The organism is Pseudomonas sp. 2995-3, assembly GCF_002742565.1.
Taxonomy (GTDB): domain Bacteria; phylum Pseudomonadota; class Gammaproteobacteria; order Pseudomonadales; family Pseudomonadaceae; genus Aquipseudomonas; species Aquipseudomonas edaphica.
The window spans coordinates 449,304-475,006 of sequence record NZ_LJSB01000157.1 but is presented as its reverse complement, the minus strand read 5'-3'; the positions used below and the strand labels follow the sequence as shown (position 1 = coordinate 475,006).

At 60.0% G+C, this 25,703-nt stretch carries 26 protein-coding genes; 12 read left to right on the top strand and 14 right to left on the bottom strand.

Going from position 1 to position 25,703, the window contains the following annotated elements; all coding sequences use genetic code 11:
• The first annotated feature begins 141 nt into the window (after positions 1-141).
• Genes dapE through AOA62_RS09820 form a run of 3 tightly spaced genes read left to right on the top strand, consistent with a single transcriptional unit; the run spans position 142 to position 2,534 of the window.
• Complete coding sequence (gene dapE / locus AOA62_RS09830; RefSeq protein WP_017137129.1) at positions 142-1,293, top strand: succinyl-diaminopimelate desuccinylase; 1,152 nt, start codon at positions 142-144, stop codon at positions 1,291-1,293.
• Positions 1,293-2,102, top strand: a complete 810-nt coding sequence (locus AOA62_RS09825; protein WP_017137128.1) for a putative RNA methyltransferase — start codon at positions 1,293-1,295, stop codon at positions 2,100-2,102. The genes dapE and AOA62_RS09825 overlap by 1 nt, the downstream gene beginning before the upstream one ends.
• A gap of 54 nt (positions 2,103-2,156) precedes the next feature.
• Positions 2,157-2,534, top strand: a complete 378-nt coding sequence (locus tag AOA62_RS09820; protein WP_017137127.1) for a hypothetical protein — start codon at positions 2,157-2,159, stop codon at positions 2,532-2,534.
• A gap of 137 nt (positions 2,535-2,671) precedes the next feature.
• Here AOA62_RS09820 and AOA62_RS09815 read toward each other — a convergent pair whose 3' ends face one another.
• On the bottom strand, positions 2,672-2,881 hold the full coding sequence (locus tag AOA62_RS09815) for a cold-shock protein (protein WP_003219353.1): 210 nt from the start codon (positions 2,879-2,881) through the stop codon (positions 2,672-2,674).
• 182 nt (positions 2,882-3,063) lie between these two features.
• On the opposite strand from AOA62_RS09815, the gene plsB reads away from it, so the two are divergent.
• The 3 genes from plsB to AOA62_RS09800 are packed head-to-tail and all read left to right on the top strand — an operon-like array spanning position 3,064 to position 6,749.
• Positions 3,064-5,568 carry a glycerol-3-phosphate 1-O-acyltransferase PlsB gene (gene plsB, locus AOA62_RS09810; RefSeq protein ID WP_017137126.1) on the top strand — a complete coding sequence of 835 codons (2,505 nt, stop codon included), beginning with the start codon at positions 3,064-3,066 and terminating at the stop codon, positions 5,566-5,568.
• A gap of 51 nt (positions 5,569-5,619) precedes the next feature.
• Positions 5,620-6,021, top strand: a complete 402-nt coding sequence (locus AOA62_RS09805; RefSeq protein ID WP_017137125.1) for a YbaY family lipoprotein — start codon at positions 5,620-5,622, stop codon at positions 6,019-6,021.
• A gap of 38 nt (positions 6,022-6,059) precedes the next feature.
• A complete protein-coding gene (locus AOA62_RS09800) occupies positions 6,060-6,749 on the top strand; it encodes a DUF4197 domain-containing protein (protein WP_017137124.1) in 690 nt (229 codons plus the stop codon).
• Positions 6,750-7,262: 513 nt separating this feature from the next.
• Here the strand turns inward: AOA62_RS09800 and AOA62_RS09795 are convergent.
• Positions 7,263-7,877 carry a LysE family translocator gene (locus AOA62_RS09795; protein ID WP_099548547.1) on the bottom strand — a complete coding sequence of 205 codons (615 nt, stop codon included), beginning with the start codon at positions 7,875-7,877 and terminating at the stop codon, positions 7,263-7,265.
• A gap of 194 nt (positions 7,878-8,071) precedes the next feature.
• Here AOA62_RS09795 and AOA62_RS09790 point away from each other — a divergent pair, with 194 nt between their 5' ends.
• On the top strand, positions 8,072-8,662 hold the full coding sequence (locus AOA62_RS09790; RefSeq protein ID WP_232626369.1) for an Lrp/AsnC family transcriptional regulator: 591 nt from the start codon (positions 8,072-8,074) through the stop codon (positions 8,660-8,662).
• A gap of 105 nt (positions 8,663-8,767) precedes the next feature.
• On the opposite strand, the gene AOA62_RS09785 is transcribed toward AOA62_RS09790, so the two are convergent.
• Positions 8,768-11,833, bottom strand: a complete 3,066-nt coding sequence (locus tag AOA62_RS09785; protein ID WP_099548546.1) for an efflux RND transporter permease subunit — start codon at positions 11,831-11,833, stop codon at positions 8,768-8,770.
• A 6-nt stretch (positions 11,834-11,839) separates the two neighbouring features.
• On the bottom strand, positions 11,840-12,940 hold the full coding sequence (locus tag AOA62_RS09780; protein ID WP_099548545.1) for an efflux RND transporter periplasmic adaptor subunit: 1,101 nt from the start codon (positions 12,938-12,940) through the stop codon (positions 11,840-11,842).
• 93 nt (positions 12,941-13,033) lie between these two features.
• Here AOA62_RS09780 and AOA62_RS09775 point away from each other — a divergent pair, with 93 nt between their 5' ends.
• The gene (locus tag AOA62_RS09775) at positions 13,034-13,669 is read left to right on the top strand and encodes a TetR/AcrR family transcriptional regulator (RefSeq protein WP_017137119.1); all 636 of its coding nucleotides are present in this window, start codon (positions 13,034-13,036) and stop codon (positions 13,667-13,669) included.
• 122 nt (positions 13,670-13,791) lie between these two features.
• Here AOA62_RS09775 and AOA62_RS09770 read toward each other — a convergent pair whose 3' ends face one another.
• On the bottom strand, positions 13,792-14,574 hold the full coding sequence (locus AOA62_RS09770) for a class I SAM-dependent methyltransferase (RefSeq protein ID WP_017137118.1): 783 nt from the start codon (positions 14,572-14,574) through the stop codon (positions 13,792-13,794).
• A 96-nt stretch (positions 14,575-14,670) separates the two neighbouring features.
• On the opposite strand from AOA62_RS09770, the gene AOA62_RS09765 reads away from it, so the two are divergent.
• Positions 14,671-15,291 carry a hypothetical protein gene (locus AOA62_RS09765; protein ID WP_017137117.1) on the top strand — a complete coding sequence of 207 codons (621 nt, stop codon included), beginning with the start codon at positions 14,671-14,673 and terminating at the stop codon, positions 15,289-15,291.
• A gap of 1 nt (position 15,292) precedes the next feature.
• Here the strand turns inward: AOA62_RS09765 and AOA62_RS09760 are convergent, their stop codons facing one another.
• The 6 genes from AOA62_RS09760 to ppc all read right to left on the bottom strand — a co-directional run bounded on the left by AOA62_RS09760 (position 15,293) and on the right by ppc (position 21,894).
• Positions 15,293-16,120, bottom strand: a complete 828-nt coding sequence (locus tag AOA62_RS09760) for an oxaloacetate decarboxylase (RefSeq protein WP_099548544.1) — start codon at positions 16,118-16,120, stop codon at positions 15,293-15,295.
• A 27-nt stretch (positions 16,121-16,147) separates the two neighbouring features.
• The gene (locus tag AOA62_RS09755; protein ID WP_099548543.1) at positions 16,148-17,008 is read right to left on the bottom strand and encodes a DUF72 domain-containing protein; all 861 of its coding nucleotides are present in this window, start codon (positions 17,006-17,008) and stop codon (positions 16,148-16,150) included.
• Complete coding sequence (locus AOA62_RS09750) at positions 17,008-17,310, bottom strand: hypothetical protein (protein ID WP_017137114.1); 303 nt, start codon at positions 17,308-17,310, stop codon at positions 17,008-17,010. The genes AOA62_RS09755 and AOA62_RS09750 overlap by 1 nt, the downstream gene beginning before the upstream one ends.
• 254 nt (positions 17,311-17,564) lie before the next feature.
• The gene (gene tsaB, locus AOA62_RS09745) at positions 17,565-18,248 is read right to left on the bottom strand and encodes a tRNA (adenosine(37)-N6)-threonylcarbamoyltransferase complex dimerization subunit type 1 TsaB (RefSeq protein ID WP_017137113.1); all 684 of its coding nucleotides are present in this window, start codon (positions 18,246-18,248) and stop codon (positions 17,565-17,567) included.
• A 90-nt stretch (positions 18,249-18,338) separates the two neighbouring features.
• Positions 18,339-18,986, bottom strand: coding sequence for an adenylate kinase (gene adk / locus AOA62_RS09740; RefSeq protein ID WP_056857561.1), 648 nt, complete (start codon positions 18,984-18,986; stop codon positions 18,339-18,341).
• 280 nt (positions 18,987-19,266) lie between these two features.
• Positions 19,267-21,894 (bottom strand): phosphoenolpyruvate carboxylase, encoded by a 2,628-nt coding sequence (gene ppc / locus AOA62_RS09735; RefSeq protein WP_099548542.1) that lies wholly within the window; start codon positions 21,892-21,894, stop codon positions 19,267-19,269.
• A 184-nt stretch (positions 21,895-22,078) separates the two neighbouring features.
• Between ppc and AOA62_RS09730 the strand changes: the two genes are divergently transcribed.
• From AOA62_RS09730 to AOA62_RS09720, 3 genes are all read left to right on the top strand, one after another.
• Positions 22,079-22,423: a pilin assembly protein gene (locus AOA62_RS09730; RefSeq protein ID WP_099548541.1), complete on the top strand. Its 345-nt coding sequence runs from the start codon at positions 22,079-22,081 to the stop codon at positions 22,421-22,423.
• 282 nt (positions 22,424-22,705) lie between these two features.
• Positions 22,706-23,131, top strand: a complete 426-nt coding sequence (locus AOA62_RS09725) for a DUF4398 domain-containing protein (protein WP_017137109.1) — start codon at positions 22,706-22,708, stop codon at positions 23,129-23,131.
• A gap of 55 nt (positions 23,132-23,186) precedes the next feature.
• The gene (locus AOA62_RS09720; RefSeq protein ID WP_017137108.1) at positions 23,187-23,972 is read left to right on the top strand and encodes an OmpA family protein; all 786 of its coding nucleotides are present in this window, start codon (positions 23,187-23,189) and stop codon (positions 23,970-23,972) included.
• Between the two features lie 50 nt (positions 23,973-24,022).
• Here the strand turns inward: AOA62_RS09720 and AOA62_RS31770 are convergent, their stop codons facing one another.
• From AOA62_RS31770 to AOA62_RS09705, 3 genes are all read right to left on the bottom strand, one after another.
• Positions 24,023-24,196: a hypothetical protein gene (locus tag AOA62_RS31770; protein ID WP_157786501.1), complete on the bottom strand. Its 174-nt coding sequence runs from the start codon at positions 24,194-24,196 to the stop codon at positions 24,023-24,025.
• A 118-nt stretch (positions 24,197-24,314) separates the two neighbouring features.
• A complete protein-coding gene (locus AOA62_RS09710; protein WP_017137106.1) occupies positions 24,315-24,641 on the bottom strand; it encodes a hypothetical protein in 327 nt (108 codons plus the stop codon).
• Complete coding sequence (locus AOA62_RS09705) at positions 24,638-25,543, bottom strand: alpha/beta hydrolase (protein ID WP_099548540.1); 906 nt, start codon at positions 25,541-25,543, stop codon at positions 24,638-24,640. Before AOA62_RS09705 ends, AOA62_RS09710 begins: the two co-directional genes overlap by 4 nt.
• Positions 25,544-25,703: the final 160 nt, after the last annotated feature.

Sequence of the window (25,703 nt, the reverse complement as noted above, 5' to 3'; positions counted from 1 at the left end):
TTTGCTATAAGATAACGGCCGTTTTACGAGACTTGGCCAGGCCCTGCTTTCTGTGGGAGCTGGCTTGCCTGCTCCCACATCGAACCCTGTTTTATCCACATTCGTCCTGCGCGCCCATTACACGCTTCCCGGAGTTTTCCCATGACGGCCCATGCCGACCTTTCGCCGACCCTTCAACTTGCCATCGACTTGATCCGTCGCCCCTCAGTGACGCCGATTGATGCCGACTGCCAGAAGCTGATGATGCAGCGCCTGGGCGACGCAGGTTTTGCACTTGAGCCGATGCGTATCGAAGATGTGGACAACTTCTGGGCCACCCATGGCAAGCACGAAGGCCCGGTGCTGTGCTTTGCCGGCCACACCGACGTGGTGCCAACCGGCCCGGTGCAGGCCTGGCAGAACGACCCGTTCGATGCGTTGATCGACGAGCACGGCATGCTCTGCGGGCGTGGCGCAGCGGACATGAAAGGCAGCCTGGCGGCAATGCTGGTGGCTTCGGAGCGTTTTGTCACCGACTACCCGGACCACAAGGGCTCGGTGGCTTTTCTGATCACCAGTGATGAAGAAGGCCCGGCGCACCACGGCACCAAAGCGGTGATTGAGCGTCTGGCGGCACGCAAGGAGCGTCTGGACTGGTGCATCGTCGGCGAACCGTCGAGCACCACGCTGGTGGGCGATGTGGTAAAGAACGGCCGTCGCGGCTCCCTCGGCGCCACCCTGACCGTGCGCGGCGTGCAGGGCCACGTGGCGTACCCGCACCTGGCGAAAAACCCGATCCACCTGGCAGCACCGGCGCTGGCGGAACTGGCTGCCGAGCATTGGGACGATGGCAACACCTTCTTCCCACCGACCAGCTTTCAAATCTCCAACCTCAATTCCGGCACCGGCGCCACCAACGTGATTCCGGGCGACCTGACAGCAGTGTTCAACTTCCGTTTCTCCACCGAATCCACCGTCGAAGGCCTGCAACAGCGGGTTGCGGCGATTCTGGATAAACACGGCCTGGACTGGCACGTTGATTGGGCCTTGTCTGGCCTGCCATTCCTCACCGAGCCGGGCGCGTTGCTGGATGCTGTCTCGGCCAGCATCAAGGCGATTACCGGCCGCGAGACCAAGGCGTCCACCAGCGGCGGCACGTCCGACGGGCGCTTCATTGCCACCCTCGGCACTCAGGTGGTGGAGCTGGGCCCGGTCAACGCGACGATTCATCAGGTTAACGAACGCATTCTGGCCAGCGACCTCGATGTGCTGACCGAAATCTACTATCAAACCCTGATCAAGTTGCTCGCCTGATGCTCGCGTGCCCCCTTTGCAGCGCACCGCTCAACGCGGTGGATAATGGCGTGGCGTGCCCCGCTGGGCACCGTTTCGACCGTGCGCGCCAGGGTTACCTGAACCTGTTGCCGGTGCAGCACAAGAACAGCCGCGACCCAGGCGACAACCTGGCCATGGTCGAGGCACGCCGCGACTTTCTCAATGCCGGGCACTATGCGCCAGTGGCCAGGCGCCTGGCCGAACTGGCCGCCGAGCGCGCGCCGCAGCGCTGGGTGGACATCGGGTGTGGCGAGGGTTACTACACCGCGCAAATCGCCGACGCCCTGCCCCACGCTGACGGTTATGCGCTGGATATCTCCAAGGAAGCGGTGAAACGCGCGTGCAAACGCAACCCGGCGCTGACCTGGTTGATCGCCAGCATGGCCCGCGTGCCGTTGGCGTCGGGCAGTTGCCAGTTTCTCGCCAGCGTGTTCAGCCCTTTGGACTGGGAAGAGGCCAAGCGCCTGCTCAGCCCCGGCGGCGGTTTGATGAAGGTTGGCCCGACTGCCGGCCACCTGATGGAATTGCGCGAACGCCTGTACGACGAAGTGCGTGAATACACCGACGACAAGCATTTGGCTTTGGTGCCGCAAGGCATGCGCCTGGCGCACAGTGAAACGCTGGAATTCACCCTGAGCCTGATCGAACCCCAGGACCGCGCCAACCTGCTGGCGATGACGCCCCATGGGTGGCGCGCGAGTGCCGAGCGCCGTACTGAAGTGATCGAGGCCGCCGAGCCGCTGCTGGTCACCGTGTCGATGCGCTACGATTATTTCGTGCTTCAATAACCGACTTTTAAGTATCCGCGAATGGATTTTCGAATCCCGCAACGAGGAACATCCATGCGCCAACCTGATATCGAGATTTACCTGAAAGACGCCGAGGTCGACTACAAGGCCATCGCCGCCTGGCTGGGTGCCGCCCTGGGCCCATGCACCGACTGGGTCCAGAAAGGCCAGACCTACAAGTGCAAGGCCGGCACTGTACCGGTCACTTGGTTGCCAAAAGCCGTGGGCAAGTGGAACAGCCTGTACCTGGAAAGCGACCAGACGCCGTGGGACGACGACATCGCCTGCGCCCGCGCCGCCTTTGCCGCGCTGAACGTCGAAGTGCGCTGCGCGCCGGGTACCTGGGTTGAGGAGGAAGGCGAGGAAAGCGCTGATAGCTGGATTCGCATCAGTGCTGACGGCGAAGAGCAGATCACCTGGAAAACTGCCTGATCCAAACCTGAAAACCCAATCAATGTGGGAGCTGGCTTGCCTGCGATAGCATCACCGCGGTCCGACTGTTAGACCGAGGTGTCTGCATCGCAGGCAAGCCAGCTCCCACAGTTGATTGGGTTGGCAGGACAAGGGTGTTACAGACCCACCACATCCTCAGCCTGCAAGCCCTTCTCGCCGGTCACCACGGCGTATTCCACCTGCTGGCCCTCGGCCAATGAGCGGTGGCCCTCACCGCGAATGGCGCGGTAGTGCACAAACACATCCTTGCCGTCTTCACGCTGGATAAAGCCATAGCCCTTTGCATCGTTGAACCACTTCACATTGCCGGTTTCACGCGTTGCCATCTGTCTTACTCCCACATGCATTTTTATTGTTGAGTCGCTCGCATTGAACTGCCGAGTATAAGACAGGCTCAAAAACGATCAACTCAAGTTTACATCGCTGCTTTTTTGCCGATTTTCGGCGAATACGGCACACTACCCGCCCGAGCACCTGCTCGGTTTTTTCCACTTGAAGCAGCATGCCTATGACCCGCTCCCCGTTCCGCCGTCTGGTGTTTGGCACCTTGCGCCGACTGTTGTACCTCTGGGTTCGCTCGGAGACGATCAATCAGTCGTCCCTAACCCTTAACCTGGACCGCAGCCGGCCGGTGTTCTACGTCCTGCAATCGCCCTCTCTCACCGAATTGGCGGTGGTCGACAAGGAATGCACCAAGGCCGGCCTGCCGCGCCCGGTGCTGCCGGTGTCAGTGGGTTCGTTGATCGAACCCGCCGCGTTCTTCTACCTCACGCCCGAACCCGACTGGCTCGGCCGCCAGGACAAGCGCGGCGCGCCGCCAACCCTGACCCGCCTGGTCAACACCCTGACCGAGCACGCCGAAGAGAATGCACAAATCATTCCGGTCAGCGTGTTCTGGGGGCAGTCGCCCGAAAGCGAGTCCAGCCCGTGGAAACTGCTGTTTGCCGACAGCTGGGCCGTCACCGGCCGCCTGCGCCGGTTGCTGAGCATCCTGATCCTGGGCCGCAAGACACGTGTGCAATTCTCCGCGCCTATCAACCTGCGTGAATTGATCGAGCACAATAAAGGCCACGAACGTACCGTGCGCATGGCCCAGCGCATCCTGCGCGTGCACTTTCGTAACCTGAAGACTGCGGTCATCGGCCCCGACCTGTCTCACCGCCGTAACCTGGTCAAAGGCCTGGTCAACATGCCGCTGGTGCGCCAGGCCATCGCCGATGAAGCCGAGCGCGAGAAAATCACCCCGGAAAAAGCCAAGGCCCAGGCCCTGCGCTACGGCAACGAGATCGCTTCGGACTACACCTACACCGCGATTCGCTTTCTGGAAGTGGTATTGAGCTGGTTCTGGAACAAGATCTACGACGGCATCAAGGTCAACAATATCGAAGGTGTGCAAAAGGTTGCCCAGGGTTACGAGGTGATCTACGTGCCTTGCCACCGCAGCCATATCGACTACCTGCTGCTTTCGTACCTGCTGTTCAAAAACGGCCTGACTCCGCCGCACATTGCCGCCGGCATCAACCTGAACATGCCGGTGATCGGCAGCCTGTTGCGCCGGGGCGGTGCATTTTTCATGCGCCGCACCTTTAAGGGCAACCCGCTGTACACCTCGGTGTTCAACGAGTACCTGCACACCCTGTTCACCAAGGGCTTCCCGGTGGAGTACTTCGTCGAAGGCGGACGCTCGCGCACCGGGCGCATGCTGCAACCGAAAACCGGCATGCTGGCGATCACCCTGCGCAGCTTTTTGCGTTCCTCACGCATGCCGATCGTGTTCGTGCCGGTGTATATCGGCTATGAACGCGTACTCGAAGGCCGTACCTACCTGGGCGAGTTGCGCGGGGCGAGCAAGAAGAAAGAATCGATCTTCGATATTTTCAAAGTGGTCGGCGCGCTCAAGCAGCGCTTTGGTCAGGTCGCGGTCAACTTCGGCGAGCCGATCAAGCTGGCCGAGTTCCTCGACGCCGAGCAGCCGGACTGGCGTGCCCAAGAGCTGGGCCCGAACTACAAACCGGCGTGGCTCAACGAAACCACCAACCGCCTCGGCGAACAGGTGGCACGCCACCTCAACGAAGCCGCAGCGGTCAACCCGGTAAACCTGGTGGCCCTGGCACTGCTTTCGACCACACGCCTGGCCCTGGATGAACAGGCCATGGCCCGCCAGTTGGACCTGTACCTGGCACTGCTACGCCGTGTGCCCTACTCGCCGCACACCACCTTGCCGGAAGGCGATGGGCTGGCGCTGATCAAGCACGTCAAGGACATGAACCTGCTCTCGGAGCAGAGTGACGCCCTGGGCAAAATTGTGTATCTGGATGAGCAGAACGCCGTCCTGATGACCTATTACCGCAACAACGTGCTGCATATTTTTGCCCTGCCGGCGCTGCTGGCGAGCTTCTTCCAGAGCAGCTCGCGCATGAGCCGCGAGCAGATCCTGCGCTTTACTCGCGCGCTCTACCCTTACCTGCAATCGGAGTTGTTTATCCGCTGGTCGCTGGAAGAGTTGGACGCCGTCGTCGACCGATGGCTGGAAGCCTTTGTCGAGCAAGGCCTGCTGCGTTTTGAAAACAACGTGTACCTGCGCCCGGCCCCGAGTTCGCGGCACTTTGTGCTGCTGACGCTGTTGTCCAAGAGCATCGCCCAGACCCTGCAACGCTTCTACATGGCGATCTCGCTGCTGCTTAACAGCGGCCAGAACAGCATCAGCGCCGAAGAGCTGGAAGACCTGTGCACGATCATGGCCCAGCGCCTGTCGATCCTGCATGGCCTGAACGCGCCGGAGTTCTTCGACAAGAGTCTTTTCCGACATTTTATCCAGACATTGCTGGAGCAAGATGTGCTGCGCCGCGACGAGGCCGGGAAATTGAGTTACCACGACCTGCTGGGTGAACTGGCGGAAGGCGCGGCCAAACGCGTGCTGCCTGCCGAGATTCGTCTGTCGATTCGCCAGGTGGCCTTGCATCGCGTCGACGGCGCAGCTGAAGCGCCTGTGGAACCGGCAGAAAGCCGCTAGATTGACTGAGGCGCCGGGCTGTTTCCGGCGCCGTTGAAAAGGAGCTGTACCATGAAAAAGATCATCCTCCTGGGCCTTACCGCCCTGCTCGGAGCCTGCCAATCCATGACCCCAGCCCCCAAGGCCAGCCTCGACGGCGAAGTGTTCTACCTGCAACGCATCGCCTTGCCGCCCGCGGCCACCCTGAGCGTCAGTCTGCAGGACGTGTCGCTGATGGACGCGCCGGCGGTGACCCTGGCCGAACAGAAAGGCCCGGTCAAAGGCCAGGTGCCGCTGCCGTTTCACCTGAGCTACGACCCGGCCCAAATCAAGCCAGGCCACACTTATTCGGTGAGTGCTCGCATCGAGCTGGACGGCAAGCTACTGTTTATTACCACCGAACGCCACGCGGTGCAGCTCGACGGCAAGGACGAACAGCCACTGCGTCTGCGCGTTGATGCTGTCGCACACTGACCTTTCCAGACCATAAGCCCGAACATAAGGAAGCGCTCATGCTCCGTCACTCTCTTCGCCTCACTGCCCTGTGTGCCGGCTTGCTGCTCGGTGCCAACGCCATGGCCCTGGACCTTGGCAGCCTGTCCCAGGGCGACGCCAGCGGCGGTCTCAAAGACGCCCTGACCCAAGGCGCCCAGATCGCCGTGAAACAACTGGGCGTGCCCGGTGGCTTCAGCAACAACCCCGAAGTGAAGATCGGCTTGCCAGGCAAACTCGGCAAAGTCGCCGACAAGCTGAAGATGTTCGGCATGGGTGACCAGGTCACGCAGCTGGAAACCAGCATGAACAAGGCCGCCGAAACGGCCGTGACCCAGGCGCAACCGATTCTGGTCAATGCCGTCAAAAACATGAGCGTGACTGACGCCAAGGGCATTCTCAGCGGCGGCCAGGACTCGGCGACGCAGTACTTGAACAAAAGCAGCCGCGAGCAGATCCGCGCCAAGTTCCTGCCGATCGTCAAGGCCGCTACCGACAAGGTTGGGGTTGCGCAACAGTACAACGCCCTGGCCGGCAAGGCGGCAGCATTTGGCGCAGTGGATGCCAAAAGTGCCAACGTTGAAAACTACGTGACCGAACAGGCGCTGGACGGCTTGTTCAAGATGATCGCGCAGCAGGAAGAAACCATTCGCAAAAACCCGGCGGCCGCGGCCACCAGCCTGGCCAAGAAGGTGTTTGGGGCACTATAAGCTTCTCAAACACACTGGTCCCACTGCGCCAAGGCCGCTTACCACGGGCCTTGGCGCAGTTGTTTCAGGCCAAGCCCCTTAACGATTCAGCGTAAAAAGCGGATAGCTAGGCCTGTAGGGTGAAGGTTGCTCGTAGACCGTGTGCTGCTGTGGATACGGCCTGCCATGGTTGGTCTGGGTTGGATAGGTGTGGCCCACGTTCGGCCGGACTGTATGAGGACGATGTTGGGGATAGTGGTGATTGTTTGTTGCGTGCCCCGACCTATATCCATTTCCAAAATTGTTGCGCGGTGCATTATTGCCCAACAGGGCTCCGAGCAGCGCACTTTTGAAAGCAATTACAGCATCAAAAAAAGCCATGTAACTCTCCATAAACTCATTGAATAGGTCGGACTGCCAACTCAGGGAAGTCCAAACCTGCGCCTGTCCATCAGGCAATTCTGAGTGGAGTAAAAAAGGCAAACGTTCCAAAGGCGCAGACGCCTGTTTGCATCAGGATGTGAGTCAGTGCTACTACGTCAGCGTGAATGACCAGGCGACCGTCACTACCATCAAAATCGCGAAGCTTACGTTAAGTCGTCGACTCCAAACGGGGTGGATGAACAACTTGCGCATCCGGCTGCCTGCAAAAAGCCACAAAAAATCGAATACCACGCAAACCAATAAACAAATAAGCGCTTTTGTGCCCTGCTCCCAGCCCGGCGTCGTGCCCAAGGTGAAACTGCCCAGTAACGCTGCAAACGCGGCATACGCCTTGATATTTGCAACCCCCAGCACAAAACCGGCACCCCAGCCCGGCGTGACCACGGCTTGCTGATCCTGAATGGGCGGTGCCGTACCAATGCGGTAAGCCAACCAAAAAATATAAACAATGGAGATGATCGTCAGTGCCACCGCCAACCCGGGAAAGCTGTGCAAGACGACGTACAGACCCGAGGCAACCAACGCCATGGCAATCACTAAACCCAGGGTGATCCCGACAAAAAACTCAAACGAGCGTTGCATGCCATACGCCGCGCCGCTGGCAGCCAGCGCCAGAGTCGCGGGGCCGGGGCTGGCCAGTAAGGCGATAGCTGCGAGGGTAAAGGTGAATATCGCCTGGTAAACACTTAGCGTGACATCAAACATGTGAAGCGCCTCGGTAGCTTTATTCAAAACTTAATGAAACCGCACCGCCTTGTAGTTGTAACTCGACGTTAGCACCCCTCACAACCACCACGCACTGGACCGCTTTGCACTTTCATACACCCATTCAATAAAATTTATAGCAAGTTAAAAACACTCACTCAAACACAGCCGCATCGTTTAGCCGGCGGTAACTTTTGAACGCAGCTGTAATTCGCACATTCAAGAATAAAAAAATAGATGGAAAGCTTTTAAAAATCCATTCTTTTGTCAGGGATCTGTGGTATGTAAGATTTTCACGCTATTTCATCAATGTTCGTAAGGTCCATCTAATGAAAAGGCTTACAAAAAACGATCAGACACTCGATGCCATTGATCGCGCGCTGCTGGTCGCCCTGCATCAGAATGCCCGTGCCTCTATCCGCGCGCTCAGCCGGCAGGTGGGATTGTCCGCTCCTGGTTGCAGTGAGCGTCTCAAACGCCTGGAAGTGGCAGGGGTTATAAGTGGGTTCAGCGTAGCGTTGGACGCGCAGGCACTGGGGTTTGCGCTGCAGGCACTGGTGCGGGTAAAACCGCTGACGGGAAATTTTCAAACAGTGGAGCAGCTACTGTCAGACATGCCTGAATGTATTGTCTGTTACAAGATCACCGGGGAAGACAGTTTCGTCTGCCATCTGTACACACATTCCGTTAACCACCTTGATCAAACCTTGCAAAAAATAACGCCGTTGGCCGACACCAACACTTCCATTATAAAAACCGTCGAGAAGAAACTGCCAATATTCTAAATAAACAAGTGGGAGACATTCAGGCTTAAACAGCAGTTATCGAATTTCAGGCTTTTCCCACACCCGTCAATACTATCGATACGCCTTCACGCCTCCCGTTATGAACTAGTGCGCCTCCTTCTTAATGCGAAACCATGCCGCATACAGGGCTGGCAAGAACAATAACGTCAACGCGGTCGCCACAATCAACCCGCCCATGATTGCCACCGCCATCGGCCCGAAGAACACGCTGCGCGACAGCGGAATCATTGCCAATACCGCCGCAAGCGCCGTCAGTACAATCGGGCGGAAGCGTCGGACGGTGGCTTCGATGATCGCCTGCCAGGGCGCCAGTCCCGCCTTGATGTCTTGTTCAATCTGGTCCACCAGGATCACCGAGTTACGCATGATCATGCCCGACAGCGCGATGGTGCCGAGCATGGCGACAAAGCCGAAGGGCTGGCGGAACACCAGCAGGAACAAGGTCACGCCGATCAAGCCCAGCGGCGCCGTCAGAAACACCATTGCAGTGCGTGAGAAACTGCGCAGTTGCAGCATCAGCAAGGTCAGCACTACCACGATAAACAGCGGCACGCCGGCCTTGACCGAGTTCTGGCCACGGGCCGAATCCTCGACGGTGCCGCCCACTTCGAGCAGGTAGCCGTCCGGCAGTTCGGCGCGCACGCCTTCCAGGGTCGGCAGGATCTGCTGGACCAAGGTTGCCGGTTGTTCCTTGCCGTAGATATCGGCACGCACGGTCACCGTCGGCAGGCGATTGCGGTGCCAGATGATGCCTTCTTCAAAGCCATATACGAGGGTCGCAATCTGCGACAGCGCTACGCTTTTGCCGTTGTCGGTCGGCACCGCCAGGCTCGGCAGCAGCGACAACTCGGTACGTTCATGCACGGTGCCGCGTAGCAGGATCTCGATCAACTCGTTGTCCTCGCGGTACTGGCTGACGCTGGAGCCGGTCAAGGAACTTTGCAGGAACTTCGACAGGTTGGCAGTGCTGACGCCCAGCGCACGGGCACGGTCCTGGTCGATATTCAGGTAGACGATCTTGCTCGGTTCCTCCCAGTCCAGGTGCACGTTGACCACGTGGGTATTTTCGCGAACCTTGGCCGCGACCTTGCGCGCCAGGGCACGGACTTCTTCGATGTGCTCGCCGGTCACGCGAAACTGCACCGGGTAGCCCACGGGCGGGCCGTTTTCCAGGCGCGTGACGCGTGAACGCAGGTCGGGGAATTGTTCGTTAAGGGTCTCGATCAGCCAGGTGCGCAGGCTTTCGCGTTCCTCGATGGTTTTGGCCAGTACCACAAACTGCGCAAAGCTGGCGGCCGGCAGTTGTTGGTCCAGCGGCAGGTAGAAGCGCGGCGAACCGGTGCCCACATAGGCCACATAGTTGTCGATGCCAGCATGTTCCTTGAGCAAGGCTTCCAGGCGCTTGACCTGGTCGGCGGTGTTGCTCAGCGAAGCACCTTCAGCCAGTTTCAGGTCGACCATCAGCTCCAGGCGACCGGAGGCCGGAAAGAACTGCTGAGGTACAAAACGGAACAGCGCCACCGAGCCGATAAACAACAACAAGGTCAACACGATCACGGTTTTGCGCCGACGCACACACCATTCGACCAAGCGTCTTACACGTTGATAGAACGGCGTGCCGTAGGGATCAGGCCCATCGGTGCCGTGTTTGGCCGCATGAATCTTCGCCAGGTCCGGCAGGAGCTTTTCCCCCAGGTACGGCACAAACACCACCGCCGCAACCCACGAGGCCAGCAGGGCAATGGTCACCACTTGGAAAATCGAACGGGTGTATTCACCGGTACTCGATTGCGCGGTGGCAATCGGCAGGAAACCTGCGGCGGTGATCAATGTGCCGGTGAGCATCGGGAACGCGGTGCTGGTCCAGGCAAAACTCGCGGCCTTGAGCCGGTCGTAGCCCTGCTCCATTTTGATCGCCATCATTTCCACGGCGATGATCGCATCGTCCACCAACAAGCCCAGGGCCAACACCAAGGCACCGAGGGAGATTTTGTGCAGGCCGATGCCCAGGTAATACATGGTCGCAAAGGTCATCGCCAGTACTAGCGGAATCGCCAGGGCGACCACCATGCCGGTGCGTACACCAAGGGAGAAGAAGCTCACCAGCAGCACGATGGCCAAGGCTTCAGCGAGTACCTGGACGAATTCACCGACGCTGGTTTTCACCGCCGCCGGTTGGTCCGAGACCTTGCGCAGTTCCATGCCTGCCGGAAGGTTCTTCTGCAGGCGTGCGAATTCGCCTTCAAGGGCCTTGCCCAGTACCAGAATGTCGCCGCCGTCACGCATCGCCACGGCCAGGCCGATGGCGTCCGCGCCCATATAGCGCATGCGCGGCGCCGGTGGGTCGTTGAAGCCGCGATGGATTTGCGCCACATCACCGATGCGGAAGGTGCGGTCACCTACGCGAATCGGGAAGTTACGGATCTCATCGACCGTTTTGAAGTTACCCGAGACGCGCAGTTGCACGCGTTCCGTCGGGGTTTCAAAGAAACCGGCGGTGGAGACGGCGTTCTGCTCCTGCAGTGCCTGCTGCACTGCAGCCAATGGCAGGCCGAGGGTGGCGAGCTTGAGGTTGGACAGTTCGATCCAGATCTTCTCGTCCTGCAGGCCCAGTAACTCGACCTTGCCCACATCCGGCACGCGTTGCAGTTGAATCTGGATGCGGTCGGCGTAGTCCTTGAGCACCGCGTAGTCAAAACCGTCACCGGTCAGGGCGTAGATATTGCCGAAGGTGGTGCCGAATTCATCGTTGAAAAACGGCCCCTGGATATCCGGCGGCAAGGTCTGGCGAATATCGCTGATCTTCTTGCGCACCTGGTACCACAGCTCCGGGATTTGTGCCGAGTGCATCGAATCGCGGGCCATGAAGGTGACCTGGGACTCACCGGGCCGGGAGAACGAGACAATGCGCTCGTACTCGCCCGTCTCCATCAGCTTCTTCTCGATACGTTCGGTGACTTGGCGCGAAACTTCCTGGGCCGTGGCGCCCGGCCAGTTGGTCTTGATGACCATGGCCTTGAAGGTAAACGGCGGGTCTTCACTTTGCCCCAGCTTGGTGTAGGACAACGTGCCGACCACTGCCAGCAGGATCATCAGGAACAGTACGATCTGGCGATTACGCAACGCCCATTCGGAAAGATTGAAACCCATCGGGGACTACTCCTTGGCCGCCAGATTCACTACTCGGTTGGAGCGATCCACCGGGCGCACTTGCTGGCCCTCATGGAGCACATGCACACCCGCCGCGATCACCCAATCGGTGGGGGCCAAGCCTTCAAGCACCGGCACGGTTTTTTCACCGAAAGCACCGATGCGCACCGGCGTTCGTTTGAGCGTGTTGTCCGGCTGTACCCGCCAGACGTAGGACGCACCGTTCTCCGCGCTCAGGGCCGACAGCGGCACGGACAGTGGGACGATGCCATCAGCCTGGATGAAGACGCGGGCGCTCTGGCCCAACTCGGCGGGGACTTTGCCGCCGGTGAAGGCAACGCGTGCAGCGAAGGTGCGGGATTTTGGGTCGGCTGCCGGTGAGAGCTCACGAATGCGCCCGGCAAAACGTTGGTCGGGCTGGCTCCACAACTCCACCGATACCGGTTGGCCGATCTTGAAGCGGCCAAAGCCTTGCTCGGGCAGGCTGATCAACACTTCGCGCTCGCCATCGGTGGCCAGGGTAAACACCGTTTGGCCGGCGGCCACCACTTGGCCGACTTCCACCGCACGCTTGGCCACTACACCGTCCTGGGGCGCACGCAGCACGGCATAGCCGGCCTGGTTGCTCGATACGTCGAACTCGGCCTTGATCTGCTTAAGACGCGCTTCACCGGATCGGTAGAGGTTTTCGGAATTGTCGTACTGCGAGCGGCTGACCATCTGACGGTCCATCAGGGTCTTGTAGCGGTCGCGTTCGGCGCGCACCAGGCTCAGGTTGGCTTCGGCGGCGGCAACCTGAGCGCGGGTGGCTTCCAGTTGCAGGCGCACGTCCTGTGGGTCGAGCTCTGCCAATGGTTGGTTGGCCTTGACCCGCTCGCCCTCCTCCACCAAGCGCTTACTGACTTTGCCGCCGATGCGAAAGGCCAGGTCCGGCTCATAACGGGCGCGTACTTCCCCCGGAAAACTGTCCATCGCCAGCGCCGACGGCTGCGGTTGCACCACCATGGCCGGGCGGATGGTGGTTTGGGCCGCTTCTTCATGACCGCAGGCGGTCAACAGGAAGATCAGGCTGACAGGCAACGCAAGGGGCAGGAAAGTACTGCGCATGCTGAAGGACCTTTCGCAAATGGAGCTAGGAATAATTATACTGGCCGGTATGTTATTAATACCAAACTCACCAGTCCAGTATTAAAGGTGAAAATGTCCGACAATCCTGTAAACACCAATAGCCCCGGGCGTCCCAAGGACATGGCAAAACGCCAGGCAATCCTCGAAGCAGCCAAAATCCTGTTTTTGAGCAATGGCTACGCCAGCACCAGCATGGATGCCGTGGCCCTTGAGGCCGGCGTGTCAAAACTGACGGTCTACAGCCACTTCACGGATAAAGAGACCTTGTTCACCGCCGCCGTCGTGGCCAAGTGCGAGGAGCAGTTGCCGGTGATGTATTTCGAGTTGCCCGAGGGCATGCCGGTGCACACCGTACTGCTGAACATCGCGCGCGGCTTTCATCGGCTGATCAACAGCGAAGAATCGGTGAACCTGCACCGCCTGATGATGACCACCGGCAACCAGGACGTGAAACTCTCGCAGATCTTCTTTGAAGCCGGGCCTATGCGCATGCTGCAAGGCATGGAGCGCCTGCTCAGCCGCATTGACCAGAGCGGCGCCTTGAGCATCGACAAACCATTTACGGCGGCTGAGCACTTCTTTTGCCTGCTCAAGGGCACGGCAAATTTCTGCTTGTTGTATGGGTGTGGCGGGCAGTTGAGTGAAGAAGCTGCCGAAGCGCATGTGCAGGAGGTGGTGGGGTTGTTTATGCGGGCGTATCGGCCTTGAGGGTTTGAGCTGCCTGATCGGGCACTATCGCAGGCAAGCCAGCTCCCACCTTTGACTGTGTTTGCAAATCAAAAGGTGGGAGCTGGCTTGCCTGCGATGAGGCCCGATAGAACAACAATGATTCAGGACTTGAGCGCTTTCTTTGGATAGATGTCATACCGGCTGGACTTTCCATCCAACGCATGGCTCGGTTTCGGCCCGTCAATGCACGGCGCCTTGCGCGGGCGCTTGACCACCACGCGGTGGCTGGCCAACGCCAAGGCGGCAGCGAGTAAGGCCGGTGCGTCCGGATCATCACCCACTAATGGGCGAAACAGGCGCATTTCCTTCTTAACCAGCGCCGTTTTCTCACGGTGCGGGAACATCGGGTCCAGGTAGATCACCTGCGGCGGCTCGCCCTCCCAGTTGCGCATCACCTCGATCGAGTTGCCCTTGAGCAACTGCATGCGCGCCACAATCGGCGCCACTTCAAAGTCGTCCGCACCACGGGCCAGGCCGTCTTCGAGCAAGGCGCCGATCAACGGCTGACGCTCGATCAGGCTCATCTCGCAGCCCAGGCTGGCGAGTACGAACGCGTCCTTGCCCAAGCCCGCCGTAGCGTCCAGCACCCGTGGGCGCACGCCTTGGGCAACACCGACCGCCTTGGCGATCATCTGCCCGCTGCCACCGCCGTAGAGACGCCGATGCGCCGCGCCGCCTTCGACGAAGTCCACGCGCACCGGCCCCGGCGCGTCAGGCCCGAGCTGTTGCAGTTGCAGGCCGTGTTCCCCGACTTGCAGGGAAAAGTCCGCCTCCTCCAGCTGCAAAGGCAGGCCAAGCTGCGCGGCCCAGTGCTCGGCGCGGGCCTTGAAACCGTCGGCCAAAGCCTCGACCCGAATGCGGCTGGCCGCTGGTTGTTCGCTCATCAATCGCTACGCTCAAAAATATTAAGGATCGGCAAACAACGGCCGATAAAAACAACAGTCAGGTATTTTGCCAGAGCTGAGCGTCGACCGAGAAAAATGTCAGACATTCTTCCCCTAACCATCGGTGTACTGCCGACCCACAACCACTACGGCCTGCGCAATACTCAAGCGCTGGCTGGGGTGAGCCATGTGTGGCAGGACTTCTTCGCCCGTGCGTTGGCCGAGCAGCTTGGCGATACGCCGGGTGCGCTGGCGGCCAAAGCCCCGGCGCCGAGGGACCCGGCGGTAGAACCCAGCGAAGGCGCCGACCTGTTGTCACAGATCCTCACCCAGCGTGAATGCGACGTACACGACACCGAGGTCGCCCCGCCGGAGCCGCTGTTCCTGCCCATCGCCGAATTTGAAACCGAGCTGCTGCCGCCGCCTGCCACGCCGTTCCCGGCAGAAGAAATCATCGCCCAGCAGCGCCAGCAAAACTTCGAAAGCGGCTGGGTCCGCCCGATTGTGCTCAATGCCGGCAACCCGCCGCCTGAGCCTGGCCCGGCGCCGCAGCCCCAGCCGCTGCACCTGCCGATTGCCGAATTCGAACTGGACCTGCTGCCACCGCCTGCCACGCCTTACCCGGCCGAGGAGCTGGTGGCGCAACAGAAGGCGCTGGACTTCGATTACCACTGGGCGCGCCCGCTGATCCTCAACAACCTGCGCCTGGCGGCCTGATTCAGTCTTTGAAAAAACCGTTGGCCTGGCTGAACGGCATCTTGCGTTCAGTGAAGGTAAAAGTGCCCAGCTCATACACCTCCTGCGCCGCCCGATAGAACTCGCCATACGCCGCCAGCGCCATGGCTGAGCCGACACTGATGCGGCGCACGCCCATTTCGCTCAACTGCGCCACGCTCAGGTTCAAACCACCGGACATCAGCACATTTACCGGTTTGGGCGCCACCGCCTTGACCACCGCGAGCACTTCTTCGGCACTGCGCAAGGCGGGAGCGTAGAGCACGTCCGCCCCGGCTTCGGCGTAGGCTTGCAGGCGGCGAATAGTGTCAGGCAAATCCAGGCGCCCATGCAGGAGGTTTTCTGCACGGGCGGTGAGCGTAAAGGCAAATGGCAAGCTGCGGGCAGCGGCGACGGCGGCTTCCACGCGTTCCACCGACAGGTCAAACGGATAGATCGGGTCGACCGCAATGCCTGTGGCGTCTTCGATAGAGCCACCCACAATACCGCTGGCCGCGGCGCGCAGGATGGTCTGGGCGCAGCCTTCGGGGGTGTCGCTGAAGCCGTTCTCCAGGTCAGCCGCCACCGGCAGCGCAGTGGCCCGCACGATCGATGACGCATTGGCCAAGGTGTCTTCAAGGGATAATGCGCCTTCCGCATCCGGTCGCCCGAGGCTGAACGCATAGCCCGCACTGGTCGTGGCCAACGCCTCAAAACCCAGGCTGGCGAGCATGATGGCGGAGCCGGCGTCCCACGGGTTGGGCATCACGAATGCGCGGTCACGCTCATGCAAGGCCTTGAAGGTTTCGGCGCGAAGGGTTTGGGCATCCATGGCTGACTCCTGTCGGAAAAAGGAGCCCTAGAGTAACCCCAGTTGCTCCGCTGCGGGTTCCCGATGCAAGGTTGGCAGCGCTGGCAACCCCGGCAAACGCAGCATCAACTGTTGGTGAAAGCGCAGCGCCAGTTGCGCGGCGAGGCGGTTATCCGAGGTGTGCAGGAACACATAAGGCGTGCGCCCCTCTTCGATCCAGCCAGCAATTTTTTCTACCCACGGGACCAGGAACGGGTCATTGGCCTCCAGTTCCGGATGGCCGATGAAGCGCACCTGGGGAAATTGAGTCAACGCCGCCGGCCGTGTTGGTACCTTGGGCTTTTTCGATTGGGCGTGCAGCACGGCCGCCGACGTTGAAGTGCAACTGAACAGCGCACGTGGATCGAGGCAAATACGCTCCACGCCACGGTCGCGCAACAGGCGGTTGAGCCTGCGCTCGGCATCGCCCTTGGCGAAGAACTCAGGGTGACGCACTTCCACGGCCAGCGGGCGTTCCAGGCCGTCAATGAAACCCGCCAGTTCGCCCAGGCGTTGCGGCGAAAAGCTCGCCGACAATTGCAACCACAGCGGCGAAACCCGCTCGCCCAAAGGGCTCATCAAGCCGACAAAACTTTCCGCTGCCGGCAATTGCTCGCGCAAGTCGCCGCCGTGGCTGATATCTCCGGGGAATTTGGCGGTGAAACGAAAACCCTCAGGCATGATTTCAGCCCAGCGCTGCACCGTGGCGGCCGAGGGGCGGGCATAAAAGGTGGTGTTGCCTTCAACGGCGTTAAAGACCTGGGAATACAGGGCAAGGTAGTCGCTGGAACGGGCATCGGCCGGGTACAGGTACTCGCGCCAGGCGTTTTCACTCCAGGACGGGCAGCCGATGTAGTAAGGCAGGCGCATCAGATGTGGATGTCGAGACCCAGCACTTCCATATCCCATTCGACAAAGCCGGCGGTGGTCAGGTAGCTGGCCAGCGCGGTGGCGACGCTTTTGCTCATGGAACGGGGGAAGACCATGTCTTGCTGACGGGCAGGAAGGCCACTGATGCGTGCAGCGCCAGAACCTTGGGCACTGGGTTGCGACTCTGACTGAACCTCGATGAAGTCCGGCGAATCTTCGACGGACTCGTCTACCGTGACGTTCGCCTTGCGCGGCTTACGCTTGAGTGGGTAGGACTGTGAGGAAAAGCCGTCTATACGCATACATGCAGACTCGGTATCAATGATGGCAATTTAGCGGCACTTTCCGTAGCGCGCAAATGCTCTGGTGATAACTAGAACACATAATTTGTAAAAGGTTTACAAACCGGGGCAAATTCTGACGATTGGGGATTTTTGCCGGTGCGCTGCACTTACTGTGGCGAGGGAGCTTGCTCCCGTTGGACTGCGCAGCAGCCCCGATCTATTAACAGCGGGGCCGCTTCGCGGCCCGACGGGAGCAAGCTCCCTCGCCACACTTAAAGGCCGCGCTCAGCCTTGGTTTGCGCAACTTTATCGCGCAGGTAAACCGGTGCAGCCTGGTCAGCAGGAATCGCTTCGCCGCGCTCGAAAGCAAAGCGCGCCAAGGTCAGCAAGTCTTCGGCATGCGGCAACATTGTTGCATCCTGGCCAGCCAGCTTTACGTCGATGCGCTCACCGTAACCCCAACCCGTGCCGGCGCCGAACCACTCGCCGCTGGCATCAGCAGGCAACACCGACGATTCCGGAGGCTGTACGGCTTCCACGCCCACCAGACGCATTTCGCCAGCGGTTTCGCGGTAGCAGCCCCAATACACTTCATCCATGCGCGCATCAATCGCCGCCGCCACCTGCGAGGCGCCGTGTTCACGCAATGCACGCTGGGCCAATACCGCAAGGTTGGACACCGGCAACACCGGGCGCTCCAGCGCAAAGGCCAGGCCCTGCACCACACCAATGGCAATACGCACGCCGGTAAAGGCGCCCGGGCCACGCCCGAAAGCAATCGCGTCCACGGCAGACAGCGTGGTGCCCGCCTCTTCCAGCAGTTGCTTGATCATCGGCAACAGCTTCTGCGCATGCAGACGCGGGATCACCTCGTAGTGGCTCGTTACCTTGCCATCGTGCAGCAAGGCGACGGAGCAAGCTTCAGTCGCGGTGTCCAGGGCCAGCAGGGTGCTCATCGGTGTAGGTGTCCAAGTCGAAAAAAAGTGCGCCAGTATAAACAACAACGGCCCGCAAGCGGGCCGTTGTACGCAAAGCCGATCGAAGGATCAGCTCAGTGCTTCAAGCACCTTGGCAGTGATGGATTCTACCGAACCCACGCCAGGGATGTGGCTGTACTTCGGCTTGCCTTGGGCAGCCGAAAGCTTCTGGTAGAAATCCACCAGCGGCTTGGTCTGCGAATGGTAGACCGACAGGCGATGGCGCACGGTTTCTTCGGTGTCGTCCTTACGCTGTACCAGGTCTTCACCGGTCACATCGTCTTTACCTTCAACCTTTGGCGGGTTGTAGACGATGTGGTACACGCGGCCCGAGCCTTCGTGAACGCGACGGCCCGCAATACGCTGAACGATTTCTTCGTCTTCAACTGCGATTTCAACCACAGCGTCCAGCTCAACGCCGGCTTTCACCAAGGCTTCCGCCTGGGGAATAGTGCGTGGGAAACCGTCGAACAGGAAACCGTTCTTGCAATCTTCCTGGCTGATGCGTTCCTTGACCAGGTTGATGATCAGGTCATCGGAGACCAGGCCGCCGCTGTCCATTACGCTCTTGGCGATCAGGCCCAGCTCGGTGCCGGCCTTGACGGCGGCACGCAGCATGTCACCGGTGGAGATTTGTGGAATGCCGAATTTTTCAGTGATGAACTTTGCCTGAGTACCTTTACCGGCCCCGGGAGCTCCCAGCAGAATGACGCGCATCGATGTGCTCCTCAATTTTTTATAGAGATGACGCTCGGATTCGCCGCGTGGGGCCAATCTCGTAAAAATGTGGGTCCTGGCCGATCAAACGGCCAAAGGCTGATCAAGATACACAGCGGGCTCTATCCATACAAGCCGCCAAAAGTCGCAAGAACCGCGCCCGCCATGCAGTCATAGGTAGGGTGTGCCTGAGTGCAACCCCGCCTCCTAAACGCCGACCGCCCGTTTCCGGGCGGCCGTCGTTGTTTATCTGCAAGCCATTGAGAATACGCAGAAAACCTCAGCCAGTGTTGCGCAAACCGGCGGCAATACCGGCTACAGACACCAGCAGCGCCTGTTCCAGAGGGCTGTCCTGCGCCGCCTCCTGCTGGCGCGAGCGTGCCAGTAATTCGGCCTGCAACAGGTGCAGCGGGTCGAGGTAGGTGTTGCGCAGGCGAATGAACTCAAGCGTGTCCGGGCTATGGGCCAGCAGTTGCGACTGGCCGGTCAGGCCAAGTACCACGTCGCACGCCTGCGACAATAGGTCGCGTAAGTGCGCACCCAATGGCAGCAGGTCCGGCTGCACCAAACGCTCGTCATACAGCCGCGCAATATCGGCATCTGCCTTGGCCAGTACCATCTCGAGCATATCGATGCGGGTGCGAAAGAACGGCCATTGCTCGCGCATCTGGCCGAGCAACTCACCTTCGCCACGCTCCAGCGCCTTGCTTAATGCCGCTTCCCAACCAAGCCAGGCGGGCAGCATCAGGCGGGTTTGGGTCCAGCCGAAGATCCACGGAATCGCGCGCAGGCTCTCGATACCGCCCGCACGGCGCTTGGCCGGGCGACTGCCCAATGGCAAGCGGCCCAACTCCTGCTCGGGTGTGGACTGGCGGAAGTATTCGACGAACTGCGGATTTTCCCGCACCACGGCGCGGTAAGCACTGACACCGTCTGCTGCCAATTCATCCATCAGATGCCGCCAGGCCGGCTCAGGTGGCGGCGGTGGCAGCAGCGTGGCTTCGAGCACGGCAGCCAGATAAAGGTTGAGGTTCTGCTCGGCAATGTCCGGCAGGCCGAACTTGAAGCGGATCATCTCGCCTTGTTCGGTCGTACGGAAACGCCCCGCCACCGAGCCTGGCGGCTGCGACAGGATCGCCGCATGCGCCGGGCCGCCGCCACGGCCAACGGTGCCGCCGCGACCATGGAACAACAGCAACTCCACCTGTTGCTCGCGGCAGATATCCACCAGCCGTTCCTGCGCCCGGTACTGTGCCCAGGCAGCGGCGGTGGTGCCGGCGTCCTTGGCCGAGTCCGAATAGCCGATCATCACTTCCTGTGGGCCTTGCAAGCGCGCGCGATAACCCGGCAATTGCAGCAGACGCTCCATCACCGGCCCGGCGTTATCCAGGTCGGCCAGGGTTTCAAACAGCGGCACCACGCGCATCGGCCGTTGCACGCCCGACTCTTTAAGCAACAGTTGCACGGCCAGCACATCCGACGCGGCACCCGCCATGGAAATGACATAAGAACCGAGTGATGCAGCCGGTGCGGCGGCGATTTCCTTGCAGGTGTTCAACACTTCGGCGGTGTCTGCCGACGGTTTGAAATAACCCGGCAGCAGCGGTCGGCGATTGGTCAGCTCTTTGCTCAGGAAGCTGATGCGCGCTTCTTCGTCCCAGTCTTCATAACGGCCCAAGCCCAGGTAATCAGTGATTTCGGTCATGGCCGCCGAGTGACGACTGGAATCCTGACGCACGTCCAGGCGCACCAGGAACAAACCGAAGGTCACGGCACGGCGCAGGCAGTCGAGCAACGGGCCATCAGCGATCACGCCCATGCCGCACTCATGCAGCGACTGGTAGCACAGCTCCAACGGGTCGAGCAGGTCGCGGTTGTTTTGCAACACATCGGCAGGCGCAGGCGTGCTGGCGGTCAGTGAGGTATGCGCCCATTGGCGCGTGGCGCGCAGGCGTTCGCGCAGTTGCTTGAGCAAGGCACGGTAAGGTTCGACGCTATCACCAACCTTGGCCTGCAATGCAGGGCTGGCCTGCTGCATCGACAGCTCAGAGGCCAGATGATCGACATCTCGCAGGTACAGATCCGCCGCCATCCAGCGCGCCAGCAGCAACACTTCGCGGGTGACCGGCGCGGTGACATTCGGGTTGCCGTCCCGGTCGCCGCCCATCCACGAAGCAAAGCGGATCGGCGCCGCCTCAAGTGGCAGGCGCAGGCCGGTGGCGGTGTGCAAGGCCTGGTCGGCCTTGCGCAAATAATTGGGAATGGCATGCCACAGCGAATGCTCGATCACCGCAAAGCCCCACTTGGCTTCGTCTACCGGCGTGGGCCGGATGCGGCGGATCTCTTCGGTGTGCCAGGCTTCGGCGATCAGCCGCTGCAAGCGCTGGCGGATCTGCTCGCGCTCGGCGCTGGTGAGGTCGCGGTGATCCTGCAACGCCAGTTGTGCGGCAATCGCATCGTATTTCTGGATCAAGGTGCGGCGCGCCACTTCGGTCGGGTGGGCGGTGAGCACCAGCTCAATCTCCAGGCGCGCCAACTGACGGGCCAGGGACTCATTGCTGTGACCTTCGCTTTGCAGGCGCGCCAGTAACTCCGGTAATACGCGAGACTCGAAGGGCGCTGGTTGCGATTCATCGCGCCGATGGATCAGTTGGTACTGCTCGGCGATATTGGCCAGGTTGAGAAACTGGTTGAAGGCCCGGGCCACGGGCAGCAATTCATCTTCCTGTAACTGATTGAGGCGGGTGCTCAGCTCATCGCCAGCACCTCGTCTGTCAGCCTTGGCGCCTTTGCGGATCTGCTCGATCTTGTCGAGAAAAGCATCGCCGTACTGTTCTCGAATGGTGTTGCCCAGCAGCTCACCCAGCAGGTGAACATCCTCACGCAAGCGTGCATCGATATCACTCATCAGCCAATCTCCAGCCAGAAATCCGGGACGCGCAGGCCTTCCAGAGTGCCGCCCGCGTCAGTTTCTGACAAGACACTTTAAACCTTGCGACTTGCAGCTAGTCTCAACAGTGAGTCGTCGTGTTACCCACGCAGGCGACTGGACACCCATCACCGCCTGCCATCGCGGGCTTATTGAGGTTGCCATGAAAATTCGAGAACTGGCCCAACATTGGGAAGAGAACGCCAAGGGTCGCCTGACCAAAACCGAGTACGCGATCCACTTGGACGTCGAGTCCGCTGCGCGCCTGGCCGCTATCGCCGAGATGTACCCCAAGCGCAGCACCGAAGAATTGCTCGGCGAACTGATCGGCGCGGCCCTTGAAGAGCTGGAAGCGAGCTTCCCCTACATCAAGGGCCAGCATGTGATCGCCACCGATGAAGAGGGTGACCCACTGTACGAGGACGTCGGCCCGACGCCGCGCTTTCTGACTCTGTCACGCCGCTATCTGCATGATTTATCAGCCACCGCCGATAAACAGCAACACTGATAAACATTCGAAACCCCCGTTTAACCCCTGTATTCCGGGCCTCACAGTGGCTCGGAGTACCTCTGCGCAACGCGAAAGTTCAAACTTTTAAACGCTGACCAAACAGTCAGATATTTTTTTAGGCAAATCGCCATCTCCGCTGAACTTTTGAAAAAACGCTCCGGTCACAACCAGTAAGCCATCACTTGGAACGGCCGTTTGAAAAGGGCATTTGGTGCTTTACCGCCGGGCCTGAAACCGCCAACCAATGAAGTGGATTTTGATTTTTTCAGGAGTTATCCAATGGAGTTGAAGACGATGAAGACCAGCACTGCCAAATCCTCGTTTAACCATCTGCGCGGGCTGAAATTGGCCGCGCTGGCAATCGGCACCAGCTTCGTTCTGGCGGGCTGCGCCGGCAACCCGCCGACCGAGCAATACGCCGTGACCCAGTCCGCCGTAAACAGCGCAGTCAGCGCCGGCGGCACCGAGTACGCAGCGGTAGAAATGAAGTCGGCCCAGGACAAGCTCAAAGCTGCCGAACTGGCCATGCATGACAAAAACTACGACAAAGCGCGTCAACTGGCTGAGCAAGCCGAGTGGGATGCCCGAGTCGCAGAGCGCAAGGCCCAGGCTGCCAAAGCTGACCAGGCTGTGAAGGATTCCCAGAAAGCTGTGCAGGAACTGCGTCAGGAAGGCATGCGCCCGGCTGTTATCAAACAGCAATAAGCCGCCGCCACTGATTGCACTGCACCCGATATCGAATTGAAAGGACGACACGACTATGCGTAAACAATTGATGATCCCTGCCCTGCTGGCGATGAGCGTTGCTCTGGCGGCGTGCTCCACCCCGCCGAACCAGAACCTGGAAAACGCACGGACCAACTTCTCGGCCCTGCAATCCAACCCGCAAGCCACCAAGGTAGCGGCGCTGGAAACCAAGGACGCGCAGGATTGGCTGGACAAGGCTGACAAGGCCTACCGCGACAAGGAAGACGAGAAGAAGGTCGACCAACTGGCCTACCTGACCAACCAGCGTGTGGAAGTGGCCAAAGACACCATCTCGCTGCGTGAATCCGAAGCCAAGCTGAAAAACGCCGGCGACGAACGTGCTCGCGCCCTGCTGCAAGCCCGTGATGCACAGATCAAGCAACTGCAAGACAGCTTGAACGCCAAGCAGACTGATCGCGGCACTCTGGTGACCTTCGGTGACGTGCTGTTCGCCACCAACAAGTCCGACCTGAAATCCAGTGGCCTGGTGAACATCACCAAACTGGCTCAGTTCCTGCGCGACAACCCGGACCGTAAAGTGATCGTCGAAGGCTACACCGACAGCACCGGTTCGGACTCGTACAACCAGAGCCTGTCCGAGCGCCGTGCCGCTTCGGTACAACGTGCACTGGCTCAACAAGGCGTGGATATCTCGCGCATCGTGACCCAGGGTTACGGCAAGGAATACCCGGTTGCCGACAACGGCAGCGTTTCGGGCCGTGCCATGAACCGCCGCGTTGAAGTGACCATCTCCAACGACAACCAGCCAGTCAAGCCACGCTCTTCCGTTGCTAACTGATTGATTGACGCAGGATGAAAAAACCACCGGAAACGGTGGTTTTTTTTGCTTCAGAATTGGATCTGACGGTTGCTGTCGTCGCCGCCCGCCAACTCGAACTCCGTGCGCCGCCTGGTTTCGTCCTGCTCCTTTTGGGAAAGCTCTGCGTCCCACTCGCTGAACTCATCCAAACTTTGCTGCGCCCGGGCCATATCCAACATCCTGTCTATCGCAGCAATATTCACCGTAACTCTCCCTTGGCTGGCCATTCATAAGTTATCCATCAGCAGCGCTGACAAGCCCTTAAGTGGCATCCTACGGAATACGGTTCCAGATATTTCAGTATCGCTGCATTGAAGCGCTTTACTCTTGAAGTTGCGGGGTTTCCTGGCCCATGCAACGCACGGCTTGTTTCTTGTTATTGACCAGTACGCCGCTCAAGCCTTTCTGTTCGGTATCAAACATCACCAATACGCCATCAATGCATTGCGCCACCTGCGCAGCCGGAGTCAGCGAGACCTTGTAGTCCTCGCCCGGCACGGTCTTGAGCATGGTGAAGTCGCTGAGCAACAAGGCATCTTCCGGCTTGGCGAAGTGCAAGTAGCCGTAAAACCACAGGCAGCCGACGGTGCCGATGATGGTGCCGATGCCGGTGAGGATCAGCGGGATCATGTTGCGTTCTTCGCTCATTGCGGGCTCTCTGATGAATCAACTTTAGGAATAGGGTAATTCGGTATCTCGCCCAGGCGGCGCAGGCCATTGAAGTACTGCGGGTCGTCCAGATAGCGCAGCATCACGGTTTGCCAGGTCTTGTCGGCGAAGGTCTGCACATGGCCGCCACGGGTCAACTGCAACACCCTCGGCGGCGGCGCGGCCTGATACAGGCGAATGCCGTTGGCCACCGGCACAATCGGGTCATCCAGGCTATGGAACAGCAGCTTGGGCACGCCGGTAAGCTGGGGCATGGCATTGATCGCACTGTCGGCGTCGGGCACCAGCCACGACAGCGGCACCTGAAACGGCCATGTTAACCAGGAGGTGCTGAGGGCGAATTGTCCTACATCACGATAACTGGCGGGCACGCCGTCCAGGACCAGGGCCTTGAGCTGGGCTTGGCGCTGCGGGTGTGCCGCCAGGTAATGCACCGCCAGCGCACCGCCCAGGCTCTGGCCCAACACGATCAGCGGCTGGCCTTGGGTTTCAGGGGCCTTGTCGATCCAGCCGAATGCGGCATCGATGTCCTGATACACCGCCGGCAAGGACGGCTTGCCTTCAGACAGGCCATAACCGCGATAGTCCAGCAACAGCACTTGATAGCCCTGCTCCGGCAACCACCAGCTGCCACCCAGATGCCAGGCCAGGTTGCCGCCATTGCCGTGCAGGTGCAGCACCGTGCCTTTGAGCGGCACACCGGGTTTGGCCGGCAGCCACCAGGCATGCAGCTTTACGCCGTCGGCGGTGGTGAGGGTGACGTCGCGATAGGCCAGGTGGGCTTTTTCCGGCGTGAACGGCAGGCCGGGTTCGGGGTAGAACAGCAGTGAGCTGCAGCCGTTTAAAGTGAGTAGCAGGCAAAGAATGCCGAGGATTCTCATCCGTTGAAGCCTCGCTGATAGGTTGTACTCATTTCTCAAGAACCAATGAGATCAAATGTGGGAGCTGGCTTGCCTGCGATAGCGGTCTTTCAGTTAAAACAGCGGTGACTGATACACCGCTATCGCAGGCAAGCCAGCTCCCACCTTTTTGATTCGGTTG